The sequence below is a fragment of the Adhaeribacter aquaticus DSM 16391 genome (genome assembly GCF_000473365.1).
Classification (GTDB): Bacteria; Bacteroidota; Bacteroidia; order Cytophagales; family Hymenobacteraceae; genus Adhaeribacter; species Adhaeribacter aquaticus.
The window spans coordinates 2,358,240-2,383,692 of sequence record NZ_KI421517.1 but is presented as its reverse complement, the minus strand read 5'-3'; the positions used below and the strand labels follow the sequence as shown (position 1 = coordinate 2,383,692).

15 protein-coding genes are annotated in these 25,453 nt (G+C 42.6%); 7 read left to right on the top strand and 8 right to left on the bottom strand.

Annotation, left to right across the window (positions count from 1 at the left end):
- Positions 1-16: 16 nt before the first annotated feature.
- The 4 genes from dnaK to fabG all read right to left on the bottom strand — a co-directional run bounded on the left by dnaK (position 17) and on the right by fabG (position 7,210).
- Positions 17-1,966 carry a molecular chaperone DnaK gene (gene dnaK, locus ADHAQ_RS0112545; protein ID WP_026463230.1) on the bottom strand — a complete coding sequence of 650 codons (1,950 nt, stop codon included), beginning with the start codon at positions 1,964-1,966 and terminating at the stop codon, positions 17-19.
- Positions 1,967-3,125: 1,159 nt separating this feature from the next.
- Positions 3,126-3,710 (bottom strand): pseudouridine synthase, encoded by a 585-nt coding sequence (locus ADHAQ_RS0112535; protein WP_084524013.1) that lies wholly within the window; start codon positions 3,708-3,710, stop codon positions 3,126-3,128.
- A gap of 160 nt (positions 3,711-3,870) precedes the next feature.
- Positions 3,871-5,970, bottom strand: a complete 2,100-nt coding sequence (locus tag ADHAQ_RS0112530; RefSeq protein WP_026463228.1) for a vWA domain-containing protein — start codon at positions 5,968-5,970, stop codon at positions 3,871-3,873.
- 493 nt (positions 5,971-6,463) lie between these two features.
- A complete protein-coding gene (gene fabG, locus ADHAQ_RS0112525; RefSeq protein WP_026463227.1) occupies positions 6,464-7,210 on the bottom strand; it encodes a 3-oxoacyl-[acyl-carrier-protein] reductase in 747 nt (248 codons plus the stop codon).
- Positions 7,211-7,324: 114 nt separating this feature from the next.
- On the opposite strand from fabG, the gene ADHAQ_RS0112520 reads away from it, so the two are divergent.
- The gene (locus ADHAQ_RS0112520; RefSeq protein ID WP_026463226.1) at positions 7,325-7,789 is read left to right on the top strand and encodes a hypothetical protein; all 465 of its coding nucleotides are present in this window, start codon (positions 7,325-7,327) and stop codon (positions 7,787-7,789) included.
- Between the two features lie 124 nt (positions 7,790-7,913).
- Here the strand turns inward: ADHAQ_RS0112520 and ADHAQ_RS25550 are convergent, their stop codons facing one another.
- The gene (locus ADHAQ_RS25550; RefSeq protein WP_051359893.1) at positions 7,914-8,516 is read right to left on the bottom strand and encodes a tetratricopeptide repeat protein; all 603 of its coding nucleotides are present in this window, start codon (positions 8,514-8,516) and stop codon (positions 7,914-7,916) included.
- Between the two features lie 537 nt (positions 8,517-9,053).
- Positions 9,054-9,764, bottom strand: coding sequence for a tetratricopeptide repeat protein (locus tag ADHAQ_RS25545; RefSeq protein ID WP_051359892.1), 711 nt, complete (start codon positions 9,762-9,764; stop codon positions 9,054-9,056).
- Positions 9,765-9,988: 224 nt separating this feature from the next.
- Between ADHAQ_RS25545 and lpdA the strand changes: the two genes are divergently transcribed.
- The 6 genes from lpdA to ADHAQ_RS0112480 all read left to right on the top strand — a co-directional run bounded on the left by lpdA (position 9,989) and on the right by ADHAQ_RS0112480 (position 22,163).
- Entirely contained in the window at positions 9,989-11,386 is a 1,398-nt protein-coding gene (gene lpdA, locus ADHAQ_RS0112505; RefSeq protein ID WP_026463225.1) for a dihydrolipoyl dehydrogenase, read from the top strand.
- A 174-nt stretch (positions 11,387-11,560) separates the two neighbouring features.
- Positions 11,561-12,796 (top strand): replication-associated recombination protein A, encoded by a 1,236-nt coding sequence (locus tag ADHAQ_RS0112500; protein WP_211240623.1) that lies wholly within the window; start codon positions 11,561-11,563, stop codon positions 12,794-12,796.
- Positions 12,797-12,923: 127 nt separating this feature from the next.
- The gene (gene sppA, locus ADHAQ_RS0112495; RefSeq protein ID WP_026463223.1) at positions 12,924-14,687 is read left to right on the top strand and encodes a signal peptide peptidase SppA; all 1,764 of its coding nucleotides are present in this window, start codon (positions 12,924-12,926) and stop codon (positions 14,685-14,687) included.
- 92 nt (positions 14,688-14,779) lie between these two features.
- On the top strand, positions 14,780-15,595 hold the full coding sequence (locus ADHAQ_RS0112490; RefSeq protein ID WP_026463222.1) for a purine-nucleoside phosphorylase: 816 nt from the start codon (positions 14,780-14,782) through the stop codon (positions 15,593-15,595).
- Between the two features lie 540 nt (positions 15,596-16,135).
- Complete coding sequence (gene gltB, locus ADHAQ_RS0112485) at positions 16,136-20,686, top strand: glutamate synthase large subunit (RefSeq protein ID WP_026463221.1); 4,551 nt, start codon at positions 16,136-16,138, stop codon at positions 20,684-20,686.
- On the top strand, positions 20,679-22,163 hold the full coding sequence (locus ADHAQ_RS0112480; protein WP_026463220.1) for a glutamate synthase subunit beta: 1,485 nt from the start codon (positions 20,679-20,681) through the stop codon (positions 22,161-22,163). Before gltB ends, ADHAQ_RS0112480 begins: the two co-directional genes overlap by 8 nt.
- A 142-nt stretch (positions 22,164-22,305) precedes the next feature.
- Here ADHAQ_RS0112480 and ADHAQ_RS0112475 read toward each other — a convergent pair whose 3' ends face one another.
- The gene (locus ADHAQ_RS0112475) at positions 22,306-23,055 is read right to left on the bottom strand and encodes a DUF4249 domain-containing protein (RefSeq protein ID WP_169727997.1); all 750 of its coding nucleotides are present in this window, start codon (positions 23,053-23,055) and stop codon (positions 22,306-22,308) included.
- 77 nt (positions 23,056-23,132) lie between these two features.
- Positions 23,133-25,403 carry a TonB-dependent receptor gene (locus ADHAQ_RS0112470; RefSeq protein ID WP_245590605.1) on the bottom strand — a complete coding sequence of 757 codons (2,271 nt, stop codon included), beginning with the start codon at positions 25,401-25,403 and terminating at the stop codon, positions 23,133-23,135.
- Positions 25,404-25,453: the final 50 nt, after the last annotated feature.

Genomic DNA, 25,453 nt, shown 5'->3' with positions numbered 1-25,453 from the left:
TAAACAAATCTACAAATTACTTGTTACTATCTACTTCTTCGTAGTCAACATCAGTTACGTGGTCGGCGTTGCCTTGGCCGTTACCGTTGGCATTAGGTTGTCCATTACCACCTGGCTGACCACCGAAACCGGCGTCAGGACCTGGTTGACCAGCACCACCGGTAGCAGCGTACATTTCCTGCGAAGCAGCTTGCCACGCGTTGTTCAGGCTTTCTAAAGCGGCATCAATACCAGCTAAGTCTTTAGAGCCATGTGCCGTTTTTAACTGAGCTAAGGCACCTTCAATAGCTGATTTATTACCGGCAGAAAGTTTATCACCGTATTCTTTCAGCTGTTTCTCGGTCTGGAAGATCATCGAGTCAGCGCTGTTCAGCTTTTCAATTTCTTCTTTCGCACGTTTATCCGCTTCTTCGTTGGCTTTCGCCTCGTTACGCATCCGCTCGATTTCTGCTTCGGATAAACCAGAAGAAGCTTCGATCCGGATTTTCTGCTCTTTACCAGTGCCTTTATCTTTAGCCGATACGTGCAGAATACCGTTGGCGTCGATATCGAAGGTTACTTCGATTTGCGGAACACCACGTGGCGCTGGTGGAATATCAGATAAGTGGAAACGACCGATGGTGCGGTTATCGCGGGCCATTGGGCGCTCACCTTGTAATACGTGAATTTCCACGCTTGGCTGGTTGTCAGAAGCCGTTGAGAACGTCTCTGATTTCTTGCTCGGAATGGTTGTGTTAGACTCAATTAATTTAGTCATTACACCACCCATGGTTTCAATACCTAAAGAAAGTGGCGTTACATCTAATAAAAGAACGTCTTTTACTTCACCGGTTAATACACCACCTTGGATAGCAGCACCAATTGCTACTACTTCATCCGGGTTAACACCTTTAGATGGTTTTTTACCAAAGAATTTCTCTACTTCTTCCTGAATTCGTGGAATACGGGTAGAACCACCTACCAGGATTACTTCGTCGATATCGGAAGCCGATAAACCAGCGTCCTGTAAGGCTTTGCGGCAAGGCTCCATCGAACGACGAACTAAATCATCGGCTAATTGCTCGAATTTAGCACGCGATAATTTACGTACTAAGTGTTTCGGGCCGGTTTGCGTAGCGGTAATATAAGGTAAGTTGATCTCGGTCTCGTTAGAGCTGGATAATTCAACCTTTGCTTTTTCTGCCGCTTCTTTTAAACGCTGTAAAGCCATTGGATCCTGGCGCAGGTCCATGTTTTCTTCGGCTTTAAACTCATCGGCTAACCAAGCTATAATCACCTGGTCAAAGTCATCACCACCTAAGTGCGTATCACCGTTAGTAGAAAGTACTTCAAATACACCGTCACCTAATTCCAGGATAGAGATATCGAATGTACCACCACCTAAGTCATAAACGGCAATTTTCTGGTCGCTATGTTTTTTATCTAAGCCGTAGGCTAATGCCGCAGCAGTTGGTTCGTTTATAATCCGTTTTACTTCTAAACCTGCAATAGCACCGGCTTCTTTGGTAGCCTGACGCTGGGCATCGTTGAAGTAAGCAGGTACAGTAATAACCGCTTCAGTTACCGTTGTACCTAAATAATCTTCGGCAGTTTGCTTCATTTTTTGCAGAACCATTGCCGAAATTTCTTGTGGTGTATACTGACGGTCGCCAATCCGTACGCGTACGGTATTGTTGCTACCACTTTCTACATTGTATGACACGTGCGATGTTTCGCCGGTTACTTCAGAATAACCACGACCCATAAAACGCTTAATAGAAGCGATTGTATTTTGTGGGTTGGTGATAGCCTGACGCTTAGCCGGATCACCTACCTTGCGTTCTCCGTTACCATTGTCCAGGAAAGCTACGATAGAAGGTGTTGTTCTACGGCCTTCGCTGTTTGGTATTACCACTGGCTCGTTCCCTTCCATTACGGCCACGCAGCTGTTGGTAGTACCTAAGTCAATTCCTATTATTTTTCCCATTATCTATATAGTTTTAAATTCTTATTCCACAGTTTTAATTGCTAAGAGGTACTTAACAAGCAGCGTGCCATCTCAAAAAATATTGTTTTCTGTGACAGTTTGTCATTTTATTTCTGCCTCTATTTTAGTTTCTGCCGAATATTCTAAAATATTTTAGCGGGCTGTTTTTTTACTGACATAAGTGCCTTTTTATACCGGGTGTTTAGGTTTAAGGTTTATTTTTAGTTTTAATAGGTAATTGGGAGATGACGTTGAGTAGTTTTTAATGCTTAAGATTTTACAAGGTTTTATTTGTCAATCGACTGGTGCTGATAGGTGGCAGCTACCTAAGTTTGCTAACGGTCGCAGGGTCTCAGACGGCCTCACTGGATGTTCTTTTCTTTACCCGTTTTGCTTTAAATGCTAGCACCAGAATGCCGGCAGATATTGCTGCTAAAAGCTAGTCATTGGCAGAACTAGCGATTGGCAGAATGGTATTAGTTCTTTTTTCTTGTTGAGCAGTTTTCCTTTTAAAAGATGTTTCGGTCGTGGGCAACTTTACTCCTGACGATTTTCCTCTGCCTCTGCCTGCAAATGGTGCAGATAAATCTTATCTGGTCTGTGGGTATACTGGTGAGAGACTAGAAACAGGGAAGGCCTTGGAGAGGACGCCCGCGTAATCCTTATATAGGAGTTTTTGTAAATTTAAGTTTTCTCCTTTCTTTAAAAACATAGTTTATTAGTAAAAGTCATTCCGAGCCTGTGGAGGAATCTAAGGGTTACCGGGCATTAACTCAGGGTTCCCGGACTTTAAGATAAGAGCACTGGCGGTATGTAGTAGATCCTTCGACAGGCTCAGGATGACTGGTCGGACGTTTAAAAACGGGGAAGCTTTTATAATTCAAAATTTGGGAGAGGGAGCCTTTGCGCAGGGGGTTATCGGCTTTCTAGTGGTGAAGTATGAGCCCTTTGGAGGAACTCGATAAGAAAAGGTTTGTAGCCTGAATAAGCAAATGGAGCCACGCGGCTGTCAGCGTACTTAAGTTTAAGAACCAAGTGGAACTATACCATTAAAGGAATAAAGATTTAAAGAGGAAAGGCGGAAGTAGCCAGAACCTGGAAGTAATTAATACTTAAGTGAGGGGGTAGAGATAGTAAATATAAATTAAATGAGGTGAAATTACTTTTTCATGTTATTACGAAGCGATTTAATCTCGGCAGGGGTGAGAGGGCGGTATTCGCCGGGTTGCAGATTGCCCAGTAGTAAGGTGCCAATGGCAACCCGGATGAGGCGTAAAGTAGGAAAGCCTACCGCGGCGGTCATCTTACGCACTTGCCGGTTCATGCCTTGGGTAATTTTTATTTCTACCCAGGTGGTGGGTATGTTTTGCCGGAACCGGATAGGTTTAGAGCGTTCCCAAACGGTGGGCGCAGGCGTTATAATGCTGGCTTTGGCCGGTAAGGTTTTTACATCTTTCAGGTACACACCGGTTCGTAATTGCGCTAATGCTTCTTCGGTAGGGATCCCTTCTACCTGTACCCAATAGGTTTTCTCTATTTTAAATTTAGGATTAGCCAATTTATGTTGTAGGATCTTATCATCAGTTAATAAAACCAACCCTTCACTATCATAATCCAATCGACCTACCGGATAAATATTGGGTACTTTTACAAAATCTTTCAGGGTGGCCCGGCCATTTTCATCTGAAAATTGGGTAAGTACTTCGTATGGTTTGTTTAGAAGAATGTAAGTAAATTTTTCCATTGCAGATTTTCCGGAGGGCCTGGTTTCTGGGGCAAAGTTACGGTTTTGTTTAACGGTAAGAAGTTTCAATAGGCTAAACTACCAATACCACTATGTCTGATAACGCTTCACAAACAATTAAATAAATACTTTGGCCTATCGAGTATGGACTCTGAAACTGTTAAAACGTGCCGTAATATTTGCGCAGAAACCATTCTACAGAAACCAGGGCCAAAACTATAAAAAACAGCCACTCAAGGTTTATGAGATCTTCCAGATTTTCATTGGAGTAAATAATATTTTTATAATCAGCTTTTAGCAGGTCTTGTTGTAACTGTTCCAGTTGAGTAGGGTAATACAAATGGCTTCCGGTTTTTTGAGCTAACTGGTGCAGTAAGTCATGATCAGCCAGGGAATTAATAGTTTCCAATTGTAATTCCTGTACCACAAACTCACCTTTATCCTGTTGGGTTTTACCATCAATAGAAGCGGAGGCCGTATAGGTATAAACACCTCCCGGTAAACTGCCCACATTTAAACCAGTAAATCCTTCGCCGTTCACAAAGCTAAAAGAACGGTTTTTGTTTTTCTCGTCCGTAATCCGGAGGCTAATATTCTGGCCGTAAATCTTTTCATAAATAGCATTGTAAACATCGGCCTCAAAACGGATTTCGTCGGAAACATAAAACTCGTCTTGTACCGGATACACATTTAATCGTTTTTTATTCTGTTGGGCAGATAAAAGCTGAACCACGCCAACCATCAGCTTGTCAAAAGCCTCGGGTTTTTCATTTTTAGTAGTAGCCGATTCGGTTAAGCGCCACTGCCAGATACCATCTGCTACCAGCACTACACTGCGTTTATCGTTGTTTACCTGGGAAGTAAGCAAGGGTTTAGTTGTTTTTACCCGGCCTACCTGCTGAAATAAAATTACCTCGGTATTGGGCGCCAGGGCAAAGTCGGCAAACGGAACTTCAGCCGGCGGATAGCGGGTAAAATCAGCCGAAATGGTTTCGTCTATCTGAAATTTTGTAAAGTTAGCGTTTAGGGCAGGTGTTACCTGGTCGGTTTGGGAGCCGCGTCGGTTTATGGTAATGCCGGCCCTTAAATTGTTAAAGGCGCCAATGTCGGTTTGTGAACCAACAATGTACAGGGCCGGAATATTTTTGTCCCGGATAAATGTTAACGCTTCGTCGCTGGCTTTTAAGCGAGACGGAATCTGGTGTAGTACGGCTACATCGTATTTGGCAGCTTTAAGTGGCAGAATTCCCGGAATGTAAAGCACCGTTTCAAAATTGTCATTCGTTTCAATGGCGGCGCGTAAGGCTTTAATATCGGGGTGTGGAGCCGCAGCGGCAATCAATACCGTTAATTTACCTTTTATAATATCCAGGTAAGCGTGTTTGGTGTTGTTTACGGTAGTGTATTCTCCTTTTTGGGGCAGGGCGGTTATTTCATAATGTTTTTTGCCTGGTTCTGCAGCCGTTAAAGTAAATTCTACCCGGGTAGATGATTGGTTACGGGATAAGGTAACGGTTTTTCGGTCCAGAATACGGCCGTTTTCTTTTATAACCACCGTAGTAGTGCCACCCTGAAAGCCTTCTGAATTAATCTCGGCTACCACCGGGAATTTATTGCCGCTGTAAGCTATTTTATTGTAGAGCAGCGATGGTATGTAAATATCTTTCTTGGGTATGGTGTCGCCGATAGCTACCGGAAAAATATTAAAATTATAATTAGAATAAACCGGCGATTTGCCTTTATTAACAATACCATCTGATAATAAAACTACACCGGCCAAATTCTGGCTTGCGTACATGGCCTGGGTTTCACTTAATAATTCGTCCAGGTTAGTGGTGGCATTGGTAAATTTTGTTTCGCTTGGTTTTAAGTCTGTGTTGTTGTTCGGCAAAAGATCCAGCGTTTTTACCTTTACATTAAAATCATGGTCCTCCAGTTTCTGAATTAAATCATCTAATCCTGTAGTGGTGTTGGCCAGGGTATTTTTATCGGTAAATAAACCGACAGATTGTGAGTTATCTATGGCTACAACAATGGTTGGCTTTTCGGTGGTATTGGTTACGGCCTTAACGTAAGGGCCCAGTAATAAAAAGCAAAGAAAGCTGATTACTATAAACCGGATGCTGGCCAAAAAATAATTCAGTTTAGGCGACCAGGGAGTTTTTTTTGAATACAACAGCCAGGCATACAACGCGCCAACAGCCAGGCAGGCCAGTATGAGCCAAGGAGAATACGTGGTTAATAGCTTAAATTGACCCAACGTTCGTTTTGTTATACATTAAACCTTTAGGGGAATAAATATAATTTATACGGATTAAAAGACTAAATATTATTTTGATCAACACTTAATATAAATAAAATAATATGTAGCTATTGGTTACCCCTTAAGGTAGGAAATAAAACTTTAATCTGTTTTACTTATTTTGAAAAAAGCCTTTTCTCTTTCTGATTCTACTTTTAGAAAATAGACGGCGAGTTTAATACGGGAAGTATCGAATTATAGCAGGCTTTTTTTGGAATTTTTTCATGCTTCCTGTTTTCATTAATCAGGAATGAGGCAAACTCTCTGATTTCCCATCCAACAGAAGGGGCTATTATAACGGCATCGGTAAAAGGAAGAATCAAAAATTGGCAATAAATAAAAAAAATCCTCCTCCACAAAATTAACTCATGTGAAGGAGGAAGTCTGGATACTTAAAATGTATAGAAGTTAAGATGCCGGTTAAACCAACAACAGTAAGTTAATTTATTTTTTAGGTAAGCATACCGCCATCTACCTGCAGTACTTGCCCGGAAATATAAGCTGATAAATCGGAGCCTAAGAAAACAGTTGCATTGGCTACGTCATCTGGCGCACCTGCTCTTTTTAAAGGAATCGCTTGTTTCCAGCCATCTACCACGGCCGCGTCTAATTCGCCGGTCATTTCGGTTTCGATAAAGCCCGGTGCAATAGCGTTGCTGCGAATGTTGCGGGATCCTAGTTCCAGCGCCACAGATTTAGTAAAACCTATAATACCGGCTTTGGAGGCTGCATAATTAGCTTGTCCGGCATTACCTTTAATACCTACTACCGAAGTCATGTTGATAATAGAGCCACTTTTCTGGCGCATCATTGGTTTGGTAGCTGCTTTTGTTAAGTTAAATACCGATTTCAGGTTTACATTTAATACGGCATCCCACTGTTCTTCTGTCATCCGCATCAATAAACCGTCTTTGGTTATACCGGCATTATTTACCAGAATATCCAGGCGGCCAAATTCTTTTACTACATCTTCCACTAATTTTTCAGCCTGAGCATAATCAGATGCATCAGAACGGTAGCCCTTTACTTTTACGCCGCCAGCGGCTAATTCTTCTTCTAAGGCTTGCCCTTTTTCTACACTTGATAAGTAGGTAAAGGCTACCTGAGCTCCATTTTCTACAAACTTTTGGGCAATAGCACGACCAATACCTTTAGACGCGCCCGTGATTAAAGCTATTTTTCCTTCGAGTAGTTTCATGGGTTAAAGGTATTAACTACTATCAGATTTGACAATTTTTTCGGGACGGAAGAGTTAAATATTTGTCTGGCGTGGTTAATTTTAACTAAAATTGCAGTGAAATTAAATTTGTTGATGAGGAGCGTAGTTGTATTTATAATGCTTTTGTCTCTAAAGCTAAGTGTTCAGGGGCAGTCGGTAGAGCGGCTAGATAAAAGATATGGTTTCAGGGATGTTACTTTTGGTACTCATTTAAAGTTCTTCAGAAGAATAAAACTGGATTCTCAGGAAGGAGATGATAAAAACTATCGAAGGGTAACCGATAAACTATCCATCAATGGGATGCCGCTTACCGAGATTGTGTATGGCTTCTATAAAAACAGGCTGACACATATTTATTTAACCTCCCCGGGTATTGAGAATAGCCGGCAGTTATTACAGTTTTTTCAGGGTATTTACGGAGAAGGGGAACGGGTGTATGACGAGACCGAGGAGTTTGATAACATGATAGAATGGATGGGAAAGAAGGTTGGCTTCACGTATAGTGAAGTAGCCAGCAAGAAAGAAGGCTTTTTCCACTTTTTTGTCATCGATAAATAAAACCTAGTGAGATTTAATAAGGTGCTCTTAAATAAAAGTTAACTCATTTTCTAAAAGAGGAAAGTCGTTAGACAAAAAGAGGCCGCTGCTTATAAAGCAGCGGCCTCTTTTTGTCTGGATGTAATTATTTACAATATTTCTTTAAAGCTTTAGACGCACGCGAATCGGTTTCAGCTATTTTAGACCAATCTTCACAAGCCCCTTTATCGTCTTTGGTTTCATATTTCATTAAGCCCCGGTAATAATAAGCATCATTGTATTCCGGGTTTAACTGTAAAACAATATTATAATCCTGAATAGCGCCTTTTAGGTTGTTTAATTCCATTTTGCAAATGGCCCGGCTGTTGTACGCTTCAAAATCCTGAGGCTTTAATTTGATAACTTTTGACATGTCGGCCATTGCGCCCCTATAATCGGCTACCTGCATTTTAGCCACTCCCCGGTTATAAACTGCGTCGATATTAGCAGGGTTGTAGCGAATAGTTGCCGTATAATCTTTAATGGCTTCTTTATAGTTCTTTAATTCAGCATAAGCTATGGCACGTTTCTCATACGCAGAAGCATCCTTGGGATTAACTTCTAAAGCCCGGGTGTAGTCTTTAATATCCTTTTTAAAATCTGCATTACGTTTAGACGTAACAACTCCTGTGTTCTCGGCTACTAAGTCTTGAGAATTAGCTGTCAGGGTAAAGCATAGCACACAGATTAATAGTAAAGTTCTTTTCATGGGTACTAATATTTTGAGTTTGAAATTTTAATATCAGATCAAAAGGATAAGTGATTTTAACAAATTTAATTGGAATAATAATATTCGACAAGGTAATCCTGTAATTAAATTGTTATTTATGTTATTTATATCAAAATAGCAGATATCTCTCTTTTTTCTTCTGAATTAACTAAAAACTTTATAGTTAAATTAGAAGATATTGAAATAACAACCTTTTAATTTACATGCTGTTACGGGGTTTATTAGAAATGGATATGCTAAAGTATATATTTTAATAGAAATATATTTAAAAATAATAGGAGCCAAAAATATCCGTAATATCTGGTTTTTAAGAAGGGTTTTGCCAATTATTAGGTTTAATTTATATATGAAAAATTATATTTATAAAGGTTTATATAAATATATAAATTATTATATGTTTATATAAATTTTACTATAAGTCAGGTATCGGTAATAAATTCTTAAATCAGGTGCATAAAAGTTGCAGGTTATTTGATAAACTTAGAAAGGTGCTTACTTTAGCAGTTGTTCTAAAAATTATTTGCAGTACTTTCTAAGAAAGCTCTCTGCTTTTTCAATTCCTTTTTCCAGGGCTAATTTCCAGTCCTGACAAGCTTCCGGATCTTTCTTTAAATTTTTATGGGTAATGCCACGGTTGTAATAAGCTTCCGCCAGGTCCGGATTTAAGTCTAAGGTTTTATTGTAGTCCAGAAGGGCTTCGGAATAAATTTTATTACGGAGTTTGGCATTAGCCCGGTTTAAATAGGCAATGGCATAATCCGGGTTTAACATAATAGCTTTATTGTAATCTGTAATTGCACCAGATACATCTTTAAGTTTGGTTCGGCAAAAGCCCCGGTTGTTATAAGCCGTGGCATAATCAGCATTTAAACTCAGGGCCTGGTTGTAATCTGCTACGGCACCTTTAAAATCTTTCAGGTTAGTTTTTATATCGCCACGGTATTTAAAGGCTTCGGCATCGTCACCTTTTAAGACCAACGATTTATTAATATCCTGGGCGGCACCATTAAAATCCTGAAGTTCGTATTTGGCTATGCCTCTCAACTTATATAATTCCGGATTGTCTGGTTTCAGCGTAAGGGCCTTGGTGTATTCTTCTATGGCGCCGGCAAAATCTTTTGTTTCTGCTTTTTCCAGGCCGCTTTTAAAAAAGTATTTAGCTGTTTTTCGGGTACAGGCACTTGTAATTAGTAATATAAAAAATAAATAAAAAAAGAAGGTTCTCATGTAATTAGGTAGATGACCAGGAATTTAACGCTTGTTTTTATCAGTTAATTATAAATTTAAAATCCAGGAGTATTTAGTTTTTGTTGCCCAGTTTGTTCTTATATACGGGTAAGCTAATATTTTGGGTATTCAGTTTTGCAGCAGCTCCATGCAATTGACATTTGTGAAATAAAGATATTCGGGTAAATTTGCGCCAACTTAACAAACGATAAATTGCTAATACAATGGCATCAACATCATACGATTTAGTAGTAATAGGCAGCGGTCCGGGCGGATACGTAGCCGCTATCCGGGCTTCGCAACTAGGGATGAAAGTGGGCGTGGTAGAGAAAGCCGAATTAGGTGGTATCTGTTTGAACTGGGGTTGTATCCCAACCAAAGCATTATTAAAAAGTGCACAGGTATTTGAATATATTCAGCATGCAAAGGATTACGGCATTAACGTAAGTGAAGCCTCTGCCGATTTTGGTGCTGTTGTAGCCCGGAGCCGGGGGGTAGCTAACGGCATGAGTAAAGGGATTCAGTTTCTTTTCAAGAAAAATAAAATTGATCAGATTGCCGGCTTCGGTAAATTAATTGCCAATAATAAAGTAGAAGTTACGGCGGCTGATAACGCTAAGAGTACAATAGAAGCCAAGCACATTATCCTGGCTACCGGTGCCCGTTCGCGCGAATTGCCAAACTTACCAATTGATGGTAAAAAGATTATTGGCTATCGCCAGGCCATGGTGCTGGAAAACCAGCCAAAATCAATCGTAGTAGTGGGTTCCGGTGCTATTGGGGTTGAGTTTGCTTACTTCTATAACGCGATGGGTACTAAAGTTACTATCGTGGAATACCTGCCAAACATTGTTCCGGTAGAAGACGAAGAAGTATCAAAGCAATTAGAGCGTTCGTTCAAAAAATCAGGTATCAATATTATTACCAATGCTTCAGTAGAGGCGGTAGATACCAGCGGCGAAGGCTGTAAGGTAAGAGTAAAGAAAGCTAACGGCGAAGAGTTTATTGACTGTGACGTTGTTCTTTCGGCTGTAGGGGTAGTTACTAACTTAGAAAACTTAGGTTTAGAAGAATTAGGTATAAAAGTAGAAAAAGGCCGTGTAATAACCGACGATTATTATGCTACCAATGTACCGGGCGTTTATGCCATTGGTGATATTGTAAAAGGTCCTGCTTTGGCTCACGTTGCTTCGGCCGAAGGTATTATTTGCGTAGAGAAAATTGCCGGTCATCATCCGGAGCCTTTGGATTATAAAAATATTCCGGGCTGTACGTATGCTTCTCCAGAAATTGCTTCGGTTGGATATACCGAAAAAGAGGCCCGCGAATTGGGTAGAGAAATTAAAGTAGGTAAATTCCCGTTCTCGGCTTCGGGGAAAGCTAGTGCCGGTGGGGCTAAAGATGGCTTTGTTAAAGTTATTTTTGATGCCAAATACGGTGAGTTTTTAGGAGCGCATATGATTGGAGCCAACGTAACAGAAATGATTGCCGAGGTAGTGGTAGCCCGTAAACTGGAAACTACCGGCCACGAAATTATTAAATCGGTTCACCCGCACCCAACTATGTCTGAGGCTTTAATGGAAGCTACTGCTGCTGCTTACGGCGAAGTAATCCATATTTAAGGTGATAAGTAATTAGTTTTAAGTTATAAGGGTGGAAAGGTTTTTCCACCCTTTTCTTTTACACAAGCTTACCGAATTCTAGTTGCCTTTATTAATATTCCCGTATAACTTACCACTCATAACTTAAAATTTAACACTTCTTTGAATACGCCTAAAATTCCCTTGGCCGAGCGCATGCGGCCGCATACTTTAGATCAGTTTGCCGGACAAAAACATTTAGTTGGGGAGAAAGGTATTCTGCGTCGCTACATTGAATCAGGCATGATTCCATCCATGATTTTCTGGGGGCCGCCTGGTGTAGGTAAAACTACCTTAGCCAATATTATTGCTTCGCAGTTAAAATTGCCTTTTGAAGCATTAAGTGCCATAAATGCTGGCGTAAAAGATATTCGGGAAGTAATAGAACGGGCAAAGAAGAGACCCGGTACTATTTTATTTATAGACGAAATTCATCGGTTTAGTAAATCGCAACAAGATGCCTTGCTGGGAGCAGTAGAAAAAGGTACAGTTACTTTAATTGGGGCCACTACCGAAAATCCTTCGTTTGAAGTAATATCGGCTTTGCTTTCCCGGTCGCAGGTGTATGTTTTGAAACATTTGTCTAAAGAAGATTTAATTGATCTGATTAATAAAGCGATTGCAGAGGATGAGTTTCTGAAAGTGAAAAAGGTGGAAGTAAAGGAATACGATGCCTTGCTGATGCTATCGGGGGGCGATGCCCGGAAACTATTAAATTTACTTGATATTGTAGTAGAAGGTGCAAATGCTGCAGAAGTAGTTATTACGGATGAGTTTGTAAAAGAAATGGCGCAGCAAAATATTGCGCTTTACGACAAGTCCGGCGAAATGCATTATGATATTATTTCGGCCTTTATTAAATCGATGCGCGGCAGCGACCCAAATGCTGCCCTGTATTGGCTGGCCCGCATGATAGAGGGAGGCGAAGACCCTAAATTTATTGCCCGCCGAATGCTTATCCTGGCTTCCGAAGATATTGGCAATGCCAACCCAACCGCTTTAATTATGGCCAATGCTACGTTTCAGGCGGTGCAGGTAATAGGTTATCCTGAAAGCAATATTGTTTTAGCACAAACAGTTGTTTACCTGGCTACTTCGCCTAAAAGTAATTCGTCGTATATGGCCATATGGGAGGCGCAGGAGTTGGTTAGAAAAACCGGTAGTTTACCGGTGCCTTTGCACCTGCGCAATGCACCGTCTAAGCTCATGAAAGAAATGGGCTATGGCGATAATTACAAATATGCCCACGATTATGACCAGAATTTTGTGCAGCAGGAATTTCTGCCGGAACAACTAAGTAATTTTAAATTCTTTGAACCTGGTAATAATGCCCGGGAAAACGAGATGCGTAAAAACCTGAAAAACATGTGGGGTGACAAATACAAATATTAGTAGCTTGCCTTTGGATTATGTTTTATCTAAAAATAAAGCAGGTAAACATTTATTGGTTATAATAGAACTAATAAATGTTTGTACCGATATTAGCAAAAGCAATTTCTGTATTAAGAAATAAAACAAGATGTTACAATTTTTAAAATTTACCCTGGCTACCGTTGTGGGGCTGGTTATTTTCTTTTTTATCACCATTTTACTTTTAATGGGCATTGTAGCGGCGGCAGGTTCCGACAGCGAGGTGAAGGTTGAAAAGAATTCTATATTGGAGTTGAAGTTAGATAATGCCATTTCAGAACGGGGTTCTAAAAATCCTTTTGAAGAACTGGATTTGCCTATTGGTTCTATGCCTACCGCTTATGGGTTAGACGAGATAAGAGCTTCTATTCGTCAGGCTAAAATGGATGAGAATATAAAAGGGATTTTCCTGAATGTAGAGGTATTAACGGCGGGTATGGCAAGTGTACAGGAAATACGGGATGAGTTGTTGGCGTTTAAAAAGTCCGGTAAGTTTATTGTGGCTTATAACGATATCTGCTCCGAAAAAGCCTATTACCTGACCTCTGTTGCCGATAAACAATATTTAAATCCGCAGGGAGCTTTAGAACTGAATGGGTTAAGCTCCGAGGTAATGTTTTTTAAAGGAACCCTGGATAAACTGGATATTAAGCCTTACATCTTTAAAGTAGGCGAATTTAAGAGTGCGGTAGAGCCTTTTATATTAGAAAAAATGAGTGCACCTAACCGGTTACAGGTTACTTCCTTTCTGAATTCATTAAATAATTATTCGCTGGAGAATATTGCTAAGTCCCGGGGTAAGACTTTTCAGGAAATGAAGCGGGTTTCTGACTCGATGCTGGTGCGTACGCCGGAAGACGCTGTTAAATACGGGTTGGTTTCTAATGTAGGGTATTACGACGAAGCACTGAGTTACATGAAAAAGCGTTCCGGGCTTAAAGAAGACGACAAGATGTACCTGGTGTCTTTAAAGAAATATAAAAAAGCAGCTATGAAGAGTGAATCTGAATATGCTAAAAACCGCATTGCTGTTATTTATGCCGAGGGGGAAATTGTAAACGGCGAAGGCTCGGACGACAATATAGGCGGAACCAAATTTGCTGAAGAAATAAGAAAAGCCCGGAAAGATAAAAATGTAAAAGCTATTGTATTGCGCATCAATTCGCCGGGCGGAAGCGCTATGGCATCTGACGTAATCTGGCGGGAGGTAATGCTGGCTAAAAAAGAAAAACCGGTAATTGCCTCAATGTCAGATGTGGCGGCTTCTGGTGGGTATTACATTGCGATGGCCTGCGATACTATTGTGGCACATCCGAATACCATTACCGGAAGCATTGGGGTGTTTGGTATGTTTGCCAACCTGGAAAGCTTTTTAAATAATAAATTAGGTATAACAGTAGACCGGGTTAAAACCGGGCCGTATTCTGATTTGCCTTCTTTTACCCGCAACCTAACCCAGGTAGAGCAAAAAATTATTCAGGACCAGGTAGAGCGGATTTATACAGATTTTACCACCAAAGCCGCTCAGGGGCGGCGGATGCCGGTAGCCCAATTACAGAAGGTGGCTTCTGGTCGTGTTTGGTCGGGTCTGGAAGCAAAACAAATTGGCCTGATAGATGTTTTTGGAAATTTAGATGATGCCGTAAAAATTGCGGCCAACCGGGCCGGAGTAGGCAAAGAATATCGTTTACGCCACTTGCCAGTCAGGAAGGGTTTCTTTACTGAATTAATGTCTGGCATGGAGGCCAAGGCACGTACCCAGTTTTTAAAAACTGAGTTAGGGGATTTATATCCACAATACGAAAAGCTAAAAGCTGTAAAACAAATGGAAGGCATTCAGGCCCGGATGCCATTTGATATGTACATTCAATAGACCACTATCCCAAACCGATGGGCTCCAGTGGACCTGGTACAGAGATGGTACTTATAACTTGATCTTTTAGAGGATTATCCACAACATAAACTATGAAAGAATTACAGGAAGCAGTTGCGTATTTAAAAGAGCAAACGCAAAATTATCAACCTGATTTTGGTATAATACTGGGTACTGGCCTCGGTGCTTTGGTAAATGATATCAAGGTGAAGTACGCCATTCCTTATGAAGCCATTCCGCATTTCCCGGTTTCTACTGTAGAAAGTCATTCAGGTAAACTCATTTTTGGGTTGTTGGGAGGCCGTCAGGTAGTCGTGATGCAGGGTCGGTTTCATTATTACGAAGGGTATACCATGGAGCAGGTCGTTTTTCCGGTACGGGTAATGAAACTGCTGGGTATTCAGAAGTTATTTGTTTCAAATGCCGCGGGAGGTTTAAACCCCGATTTTAATACCAGCGATTTAATGGTTATTACCGACCATATAAACCTGCAGCCAACTAACCCACTTATTGGACCAAATAAAAATGAGTTAGGATCCCGCTTTCCGGATATGAGCCAGGTGTATGATGAAGATTTGGTAAGGGAAGCATTAGTAATTGCCGCTGATCATGCTATTTTGGTACAAACAGGGGTTTATGTAAGTGTGCCGGGGCCTATGCTCGAAACCAAGGCGGAGTATAAATATTTGTCTTTGATAGGGGCCGATGCTGTAGGCATGTCTACCGTGCCCGAAATTATTGCTGCCCGGCATATGGACTTGCCTTGTTTTGCCCTTTCCGTGATTACCGATATGTGTGTGCCGGGAAAAATAAAAAAAGTTGTACTGCTGGATATTTTAGAAGCGGCCGCAAAAGCCGAGCCGCATATGACCCTGCTGATGAAAGAACTTATTAAACGTCAGGGATAACAGTCCCGGTTTTCAAGGAATAAAATTAAAAAGTCCTGCTTCTCAAGAGCAGGACTTTTTAATTTTATTCCTTATTTTTTTTGTATTTTTAAAATTTTGACAGTGCAGATAAACAGTAAAAATGGTAAGTAGAAATAGCCAATACTGAAGATAAAGTTTATTAAATAATTATGAACTTACGTGAAATACAGATGGTTTAGTAAGTAATCACTGCAATAATTTTTGAATTTCATATTTTTTAAAAAAAGAAGTTCTATAAGCCCTAAATTTTGCCTAATGTTTAATTACGGTCAGTTCCTTGTAAAATATTTAATGTTTAGGTAGTTCTCTTACTCTTTTTAGGGGTGGTTTGGGAATTATTTTGGAATTAATATTATGAATTGTCGTATTTATTTAATACTTTGAAACTCCAAAACTGCAAGCACCCGGATTTTAGGTTGAATTGGTTCGAAAAAATGGGAAAATCTAACGAACAGGAAGCATAAAAGTTTTAGGAATTTATACAGAATCAGCCTTTTATTTTTGTAACAATATATAATAATGTCAGAACAAGAGAATTTGGGTTTATACCATCCTTCCTTCGAACATGACTCATGCGGTATCGGTTTTGTCGCTCACCTGAAGGGCCGTAAATCCCATGACATTGTAGAGGAGGCATTACATATGTTAGCCCGGATGGAACACCGGGGTGCATGTGGATGCGAGACTAATACCGGGGATGGTGCCGGTATCCTGATCCAGGTACCTCATGAGTTTTTTGTAGATGAATGCTTGAAGTTGGGTATTAAGTTACCGGCCTATGGCCAGTACGGGGTAGGGTTAGTGTTCTTTCCACAAGACGAGAAGTTACGGGAGGAGTGCCGGGATATTCTGAACCGGAATATTGAGAAGTTAGGCATGCAATTGCTGGGTTACCGCAAGCTGCCTACTTATAATGGTGAAATTGGACCAAGCGCTTTAAACGTGGAGCCCATTATGGAACACGTATTTATTAAGCGTCCGGACCATATTGCCAACCCAGATGAATTTGAGCGTAAGTTATTTGTATTACGTAACTATACCACTCGTTTAGTAAGAGAGTCGGTTGCGTTGCCTAATATTAACGATGCCTTCTACATTGCTACCTTGTCTTACAAAACAATTGTTTACAAAGGTCAGTTTACAACCGCGCAAGTACGTTCTTACTTCCCGGATTTACAGCATAAAAATGTTGTGTCGGCTTTGGCAGTAGTGCATTCGCGCTTCTCTACCAATACCTTCCCTTCTTTCCGGTTAGCCCAGCCATTCCGTTACATTGCCCATAACGGCGAAATCAATACTGTTAAAGGTAACATCAACTGGATTGGTGCAGCAGAAGCTGGTTTCTCTTCTGAATATTTCAGCCGCGAAGAATTAGATATGATTCTGCCGGTTTGCGACCCGACGGCTTCTGACTCGGCTAACTTAGATAACGTAGTAGAATTATTAACCCTGAGTGGTCGTTCGCTGCCGCACGTAATGATGATGCTTATCCCGGAAGCCTGGGATGGCAACACGCATATGAGCGAGAGCAAACGTGCCTTCTACGAATATCATGCCGCTTTAATGGAGCCCTGGGATGGTCCGGCTTCTATTTCCTTTACCGATGGCCGAATAGTAGGTGCTACCTTAGACCGTAATGGTTTACGTCCTTCCCGTTACCTGGTAACCAGCGACGATAAAGTTATTATGGCTTCTGAAGCGGGTGTTATTGAAGTAGATCCGGCTAAGATTGTGAAGAAAGGTCGTCTGCAACCAGGTAAAATGTTTGTAGCTGATCTGGAGCAAGGCCGTATTATTTCTGACGAAGAATTAAAGAATGATATCTGCACCCGTCAGCCTTATGCGGAATGGTTGAAAAATAAAATCAGCATCAAAGATTTACCTGAGCCGCTAGGTACTTTCCATCAGCCAAATGACGAGGCGTTGTTAAAGCACCAGCAAGCGTATGGTTATTCTTCGGAAGACCTGAAAGTAATTATTTCGGAGATGGCGGAAACCGGTAAAGAACCACTTGGTTCTATGGGTACCGATACGCCGCTGGCGATCCTGTCTGACCAGGCGCAGCATTTCTCCAGCTACTTTAAGCAATTATTTGCCCAGGTAACTAACCCGCCAATCGACCCAATCCGGGAGCGGATGGTTATGTCGTTAACCTCTTATGTAGGTGGAGGCTTAAACTTATTGGAAGAAAGTCCGCAGCACTGCCGCATGGTAGAATTACACCAGCCCGTGCTAACGAAACAAGAATTAGAGAAAATCCGGTTCTTAGATCAGGCGCACTTCCAAACCAAAACCATTTACACGTACTTCAAAGCCGACGGACAACCGGGCTCTATGGAGAAAGCGTTAAAACGTATCTGCCAGTATGCAGCAGATGCGGTGGAAGATGGATTCTCTATCATCTTATTATCTGACAGAAGCCTGGATAGCAGCCATGCGCCAATTCCTTCTTTGCTAGCTACTTCGGCGGTACACCACCACCTGATGCGTAAAGGTTTACGCGGTAAAGTAGGTTTGGTAGTAGAGGCCGGCGATGCTTGGGAGGTACACCATTTTGCTACCTTAATTAGCTTTGGTGCTTCTGCCATTAACCCCTATTTAGCTTTCGAAACTATTGCCGACCTGAAAAACAAAGGCGATATTAAATCGGATGCATCCGTAGAAAAGTTATTCTACAACTACGTGAAAGCGATCAACGATGGCTTGTTAAAGGTATTCTCTAAAATGGGTATCTCTACCATGCAATCGTACCAGGGCGCTCAGATTTTCGAAGCCTTAGGTATCAGCAAAAAAGTAATTGATCAGTATTTCACCCGCACAGTATCCCGTATTGGTGGTTTAGATTTAGATGGTATTGCCAAGGAAGCTTTAATTAAGCACAAGCTGGCCTTCCCGGATAAGTTTGTACCAAATCCAAAACTGGAAGTGGGCGGTATTTACCAATGGAAACGTCGGGGTGAGTTTCACTTATTCAACCCGCAAACAATACACTTACTGCAACACGCTACCAAAGCTAATGACTACAGCGTGTTTAAGAAGTACTCTAAACTAATTGATGACCAGAGTGCGAAAGCAGCTACTTTACGGGGATTGCTGCGTTTTAAGCCAAGTACATCAGTTCCGTTAGAAGAAGTAGAACCAATTGAAAGCATCTTCAAACGCTTTGCTACGGGTGCTATGTCGTTCGGATCTATTTCGCACGAAGCGCATACTACTTTAGCCATTGCCATGAACCGGATTGGTGGCAGAAGCAACAGCGGTGAAGGAGGAGAAGATGAAGTTCGTTTTGAGCGCAAGGAAAACGGCGACTGGGAACGTTCTGCTATTAAGCAGGTGGCTTCTGGCCGTTTTGGGGTAACCAGCTATTATTTAGCTAACGCCGACGAACTGCAGATTAAGATGGCCCAGGGCGCGAAACCAGGTGAAGGTGGACAGTTGCCAGGCCATAAAGTAGATGAGTGGATTGGAAAGGTACGTCACTCTACCCCAGGGGTAGGTTTGATTTCGCCGCCACCGCACCACGATATTTATTCTATTGAAGACTTAGCCCAGTTAATATTTGACCTGAAAAACTCTAATCCAAAAGCCCGTATCAACGTGAAGCTGGTATCGGAGGCTGGAGTAGGAACAGTAGCTGCCGGGGTGGCGAAAGCTTTCTCCGATGTGGTTCTGATTTCAGGTTACGATGGAGGTACCGGTGCTTCGCCAATCAGCTCAATTAAGCATGCTGGTTTACCTTGGGAACTTGGTTTAGCAGAGGCACACCAAACGTTAGTACGCAACAAACTGCGTAGCCGGATTACGGTACAAGCCGATGGTCAGATGAAAACTGGTCGTGACTTAGCCATTGCTGCTTTATTAGGTGCTGAAGAATGGGGTGTAGCTACAGCTGCACTGGTAACTACAGGTTGTATTATGATGCGTAAGTGTCATTTAAATACCTGCCCGGTAGGGGTAGCTACTCAAAATAAAGAGTTACGCGCCTTATTTACCGGTAAGCCTGAGCACGTAGTAAACCTGTTTACTTTCTTAGCCCAGGAGTTACGCGAAGTAATGGCAGAGCTTGGCTTCCGGACGGTAAACGAAATGGTTGGTCAGGTAGATCGTTTAGAAATGATTGACAACCTGCCAAACTGGAAACATCAGTCTATTGACCTTTCTGCGGTTCTTCATAAGGAACCAGCCGGACCAGAGGTTGGCATTTACAAGCAAGAAGAGCAAAATCACGCTTTGGAAGCAGTACTGGATCAGGATCTAATTAAAGCTGCGCAACCAGCTCTAACAAATGTGGAGTCAGTATTTGGTGAATATAAAATCACGAACATCGACCGGGCAACTGGTACCATGTTATCAAACGAAATATCGAAGAAATTTAAAGGGGTAGGTTTACCAGCTGGTACCATCCACTATAAATTCAACGGTTCTGCCGGACAAAGCTTTGGCGCGTTTGGTGCACCGGGTATTAAATTTGAACTGGAAGGCGAAGCCAATGACTACTTCGGTAAAGGCTTGTCTGGTGGTCAGTTAATTCTGTACCCGCCAAAAACAGCCACCTTTAAAGCCAGCGAAAACATTATTGTTGGTAACGTAGCATTTTATGGAGCAACTTCCGGTGAAGCTTACATCAGAGGTCAGGCCGGCGAACGCTTCTGCGTACGGAACTCGGGTGCCAAAGCAGTAGTGGAAGGTGTAGGTGACCATGGTTGCGAATACATGACTGGTGGGGTAGCCGTAATTTTAGGTGAAACCGGACGTAACTTTGCTGCTGGTATGAGCGGTGGTATTGCGTACGTGTACAATCCTGGACAATCGTTCCCGCAACGTTGCAACATGGAAATGGTAGAGTTTGATGAGATTGATGCAGACGATAAAGCTGAATTGAAAAGCTTAATCCAGAATCATTTTGATTTTACTGGTAGCGCCGTAGCCGAAGGCATCCTGGGCGACTGGGACAACGCAGTTCAGCATTTCATCAAAGTTATGCCAAGCGATTATAAAGTAGTTCTGCTGAAACGCAGAGAGTTAAAAGAAGTAGGAATCAGTAATTTGGAGGCAGTCGTAAATGGGTAAGCCGACAGGATTTTTGGAATATGGCAGAGAGCTGCCAAAAAAACGTGATCCAAAAACACGGATCAACGATTATAATGAACTCTACGAACCATTTGGGGAAGAGAAGATTCAGACACAGGCCGCCCGTTGTATGGACTGCGGTGTGCCGTTTTGCCACAGTGGTTGTCCGCTAGGTAATATTATACCGGAGTTTAACGACGCCGTGTATGAGAAAGACTGGGAAGAAGCAGCGAGAATTTTATTCTCTACGAATAACTTCCCGGAATTTACCGGCCGTATTTGCCCGGCACCTTGCGAAGCATCTTGTGTACTGGGTATAAACAAACCACCGGTTGCTATTGAAGAAATAGAAAAGAGCATTGCCGAAGCTGCCTTTGAAAAAGGTTACGTACGGGCGAAAACCCCAATTATGCGTACCGGTAAAAAAGTAGCGGTAGTAGGTTCTGGTCCGGCTGGTTTAGCTGCGGCTGCTCAGTTAAACAGTGCCGGTCATTCGGTAACTGTATTTGAGCGCGCTGATAAAATTGGAGGTTTATTACGCTATGGTATTCCGGACTTTAAACTGGAAAAATGGGTAATCGACCGCCGGTTGCAAGTAATGGAAGAAGAAGGTGTGGAATTCAGAACCAATGCAAATGTTGGTGAAAACGTAAAAGTTGCTGATATCCTGCGCTCTTTTGATGCCATTGTGTTAACAGGTGGTTCTACGGTAGCCCGTGATCTGCCAATACCAGGCCGTAACCTGAAAGGGGTACATTTTGCGATGGAGTTCCTGACTCAGCAAAATGGCCGCGTGGCTGGTAAAGGATTTGCTCCGGAAGAAGAACTGTGGGCAACCGATAAGCACGTAGTGGTTATTGGTGGTGGCGATACAGGTTCTGACTGCGTAGGTACTTCTAACCGGCATGGAGCAAAATCCATTATGCAGGTGGAAGTAATGGCAAAGCCGCCGCAAGAACGGGATGCTTCTACACCTTGGCCTAACTGGCCAATGCAGTTGCGTACCTCTACTTCACACGAAGAAGGCTGCGACCGTAACTGGGGCATCTTAACCAAAGAATTTGTTGGCGATGCAGAAGGCCACGTAAAAGCAATTAAAATTGCGGATATGGGCTTTGTAAGCACCAAAGAAGGTGAGCCCGCTAAATTCCAGGAAGTACCAGGTACCGAAAGAGAAGTTCCTTGCGATTTAGCTTTATTAGCGATTGGTTTCGTACATCCGCAACATAAAGGTATGTTAGAAGAACTGGGCGTGGATTTGGACGAGCGTGGAAACGTAAAATCGAATGCCAGCTACCAAACCAGTGTACAAAAGGTATTTGCAGCCGGTGACATGCGCCGCGGTCAATCATTAGTAGTTTGGGCTATTTCGGAAGGACGCGAAGCTGCCCGCAATGTAGACTTGTTCCTGATGGGTGAAACCAAACTGGAAGCGAAGGATGTATCTATGCTAAGCACGACGCATGCTTACGCGTAAGCTTAATTAACCTATAAAAAGCAAAAGGCTCCTGAAATTCAGGAGCCTTTTGCTTTTTATAGGTTTGGCAAATTATCCTGGGGGCAATCTTTTTAAGTTTATACCTTTTCCTTGTTATGGACCATAATCTTGATTTCAAGATTTAATCCTTTAAAATAAATACCCTCCTGTCGTAGGCCAGGTTAGTGAAAACACCCAGGCCGCCCTGCACCGTAGATTTTATCCCGGAAGGTTGGGCAAAGGGATTGGAATTAGCTTCCCGGGCTGCTTCTACGGTATTCAGAAAATCATAGTATTGTTTCTCAATGTGGTACAGCGATACAATAGTGGTGTCATTCTTTTTAAAATCGTAGCCAGAGCCAAAAGCTATAGTAGAACTTTCGTTTAGTTTATCATCGGCGGCATAATCTAATTCGGCCCGGGAGTTAAACCGTCTTTTATGAACACTATACCAATAATAGTTACTGGTTTGTGGAGGATCGGTAAATTTGGTTAGTAAGAAGGCTTCCTGTCGGTCGTTGTAATGAGCTTCAATAGTATCTATGCGCACCGGTGCCTGAACAATGGTGGTACCGGTAAGCTTACGCCCGGTTTTATCGGTAATAACCAGGGTAAGGACCTCGCCAGCCCGGGCCCGCAAAATATTTCGGGAATAGTGGGTGTAATATTTCCGCTGATAGGTATCAAAAAAAGGCCGGTACCGGAGAGTATCGGGGCGGCCACGGAAAGATATAACCACAATGGCATCTCTTACTAAAGAAAGTTGCGGTTCAGCTAAAAAGCTGGTGCTTTCGCTTAACGTTAACTGGTAAGGCATGCCTTGTTCCAGGTAACATTCCACTACCAATTGCGGCTTCAGCTCCGGCAGTACCACGTTAATATCCTTTTCCATATTACTACAGGCACCCAAACCGCCTATAAAAAACAAAGGCAGCAACCTGGTAAAATAGGTAAAACAGAACTGCTTCATCAGAATTTAAAATTATAGGTAATGGCCGGAATAGCCGGAAATAACGAAACCTGCTTTGCCTGAAAACCAGTTGTTACTTCTGTTTCCTCGTCCCGGATTTGCTTAAAATAAATAAAGTAAGGGTTCCGGCGGTTATAAGCATTGTACAAGCTAAAAGTTAAATCAGCTTCGCCGCGTTTTGGCCGTAACCGATACACGATGCCCAGATCCAGCCGGTGATAAGGCGCCTGGCGGTAGCTGTTGCGTTCCGAATAGATCGGAACGTAGCTTTCGCGCTCGCCGGGGTGCCCTTGCAGGATAATGCGGGCTACCGGTACCGAGAAGGCATTGCCGCTGCCATAAACCCAGGTGCCGGTAAAATGCAGGCGTTTGGTTAGTTGGTGCAGGGCTACCAGGGTTACATCGTGGCGGCGGTCGTAGCGGTTCGGGAACCAGCGGCCTTCGTTTATCTCGGCAAACTGGCGATAGGTCCAGGAAAGGGTATAGCCAATCCAGCCGGTGGTGCGGCCTTGTTTTTTCTCCAGATACCATTCGTTGCCGTAGCTGCGGCCCCGGCCAAATAAAAACTCCGCATTTAAGTTGTCGTTGGCAAAGAGCTGGGCGCCGTCTTTAAAATCAATCTGGTTCAGCATCCATTTGTAATAAACTTCATTGGTTAGCAGGTATTGGCCGTTTTGGCTGAGTTTACTGATGCCAAGTGCCACTTGATGCGACCGCTGGGGCCGTACTACGTTGTTAGCCGGGTACCAGATATCAGTGGGTAAAGAAGCGCCCGAATTAGAAACCAGGTGGATGTACTGGTTCATGCGGGTATAACTGGCCTTTAAGGAGGTGTTTTCGGTTAAGGCATAGCGGGCGGCTACGCGCGGCTCCAAACCCATAAAATTGCTGGTGCCAGCTTTAAACCCGGAAAAACGTAAGCCATAATTTAAAGTAAAGCTGGGGCTGGGGGTATACTCGTCGCCGGCATATACGCCATATTCTACCCCCTGGTAAGTAGAGCCGGAACTAAACGAAATGGTATTGTCTTCGGAGCCGGCTTTTAAACGACCTACTTCAAAAGCGTGATGAACGGCTTGTGCTCCAAATTTAAAGCTGTGGTTATTGCCGGGCAGGTAATCCAAATCGGTGCGCAGGCCATAGTCTTTAATATTGGAAGAAATATTAAAACTGAAGTTCTCAATGGTATTGGTAATGTTGTACCGGTAGCCGGAAGCCGATAAGGTAGTATTGAGGAATAACTTAGGCGAAAAATTATGTTGCCAGCGCAGGGCACCGGCTTTATTGCCCCAGTTAAAATCAAAGTTAAAGCCACTGTTCCGGAAACCAATTAAATCGTTGCCCAGGTAGCCGCTCAGGTACACTTTGTCTTTAGCACTTATATCGTAGTGGGCTTTGGCGTTAAAATCGTAAAAATAATAATTGGGTATGGGGTCATACTCCGGGTCTTTGGCATTAGCCTGGTTCATGAGGCGGGTAAATAAATCGACGTAAGTGCGCCGACCGGAAATAATAAAAGAAGATTTCCCTTTTTTAATAGGGCCTTCCAGGGTAAGTCGGGAAGCAATAAGCCCCACGCCGCCACTGGCCGAATATTTTTGGGTATTGCCTTCTTTCAAAGATACATCTACCACCGAGGAAAGCCGGCCACCAAACTGGGCCGGAAAACCGCCTTTGTACAGATCTACACTGCGTACGGCATCCGAATTAAAAACACTGAAGAACCCGAACAAATGCGAGGCATTGTAAATAGTAGCGCCATCCAGCAAAAACAAATTCTGGTCGGGGCCACCGCCCCGTACGTACAAACCCGCCGAGCCTTCGCCACCCGATTGGACCCCCGGCTTTAACTGTAAGGATTTGATAATATCTACTTCCCCAAAAAGCGCAGGCATTAATTTGGCTTCGCGGATGGAGAGCTGCTCTACACTCATTTGCGAGGTTTTTAGTTTTTCCTGCAAACCGCCGGCTTCTATTACTACCTCGTTTAGCTCATGAGAAGTAGCCATTAAATCGAGGTTAAGCTTTAGGTTTTTGGTTACGGTAAGGGTATGGGTTTGCGATTGGTAGCCAACATAAGAAAATTGCAGGGTATAAGTACCCGGCGCAACCGTGAGTTGGTAATATCCAGTATTGCTGGTGTTGGTTCCGGTTTGTAACTCCGGACTGTAAACGGCTACTCCAACTAAGCTTTCTTTGGTTTCCGGATCGCGGACAATGCCGCTAATGGTATATTTTTTCTGAGCAAATGCAGGGCTGGTGCTAAACAAAAATAAAAAGGCCAGGCAGCAAAAGCAGGTAAAAGAAAACAGCCTGAACA

Bases quoted from the DNA above. Each gene is read 5' to 3' on its own strand.
- dnaK (WP_026463230.1), bottom strand. From the start codon at position 1,966: ATGGGAAAAATAATAGGAATTGACTTAGGTACTACCAACAGCTGCGTG.
- ADHAQ_RS0112535 (WP_084524013.1), bottom strand. From the start codon at position 3,710: ATGGAAAAATTTACTTACATTCTTCTAAACAAACCATACGAAGTACTT.
- fabG (WP_026463227.1), bottom strand. From the start codon at position 7,210: ATGAAACTACTCGAAGGAAAAATAGCTTTAATCACGGGCGCGTCTAAA.
- ADHAQ_RS0112520 (WP_026463226.1), top strand. From the start codon at position 7,325: ATGAGGAGCGTAGTTGTATTTATAATGCTTTTGTCTCTAAAGCTAAGT.
- ADHAQ_RS25550 (WP_051359893.1), bottom strand. From the start codon at position 8,516: ATGAAAAGAACTTTACTATTAATCTGTGTGCTATGCTTTACCCTGACA.
- ADHAQ_RS25545 (WP_051359892.1), bottom strand. From the start codon at position 9,764: ATGAGAACCTTCTTTTTTTATTTATTTTTTATATTACTAATTACAAGT.
- lpdA (WP_026463225.1), top strand. From the start codon at position 9,989: ATGGCATCAACATCATACGATTTAGTAGTAATAGGCAGCGGTCCGGGC.
- ADHAQ_RS0112500 (WP_211240623.1), top strand. From the start codon at position 11,561: ATGCGGCCGCATACTTTAGATCAGTTTGCCGGACAAAAACATTTAGTT.
- sppA (WP_026463223.1), top strand. From the start codon at position 12,924: ATGTTACAATTTTTAAAATTTACCCTGGCTACCGTTGTGGGGCTGGTT.
- ADHAQ_RS0112490 (WP_026463222.1), top strand. From the start codon at position 14,780: ATGAAAGAATTACAGGAAGCAGTTGCGTATTTAAAAGAGCAAACGCAA.
- gltB (WP_026463221.1), top strand. From the start codon at position 16,136: ATGTCAGAACAAGAGAATTTGGGTTTATACCATCCTTCCTTCGAACAT.
- ADHAQ_RS0112480 (WP_026463220.1), top strand. From the start codon at position 20,679: ATGGGTAAGCCGACAGGATTTTTGGAATATGGCAGAGAGCTGCCAAAA.
- ADHAQ_RS0112475 (WP_169727997.1), bottom strand. From the start codon at position 23,055: ATGGAAAAGGATATTAACGTGGTACTGCCGGAGCTGAAGCCGCAATTG.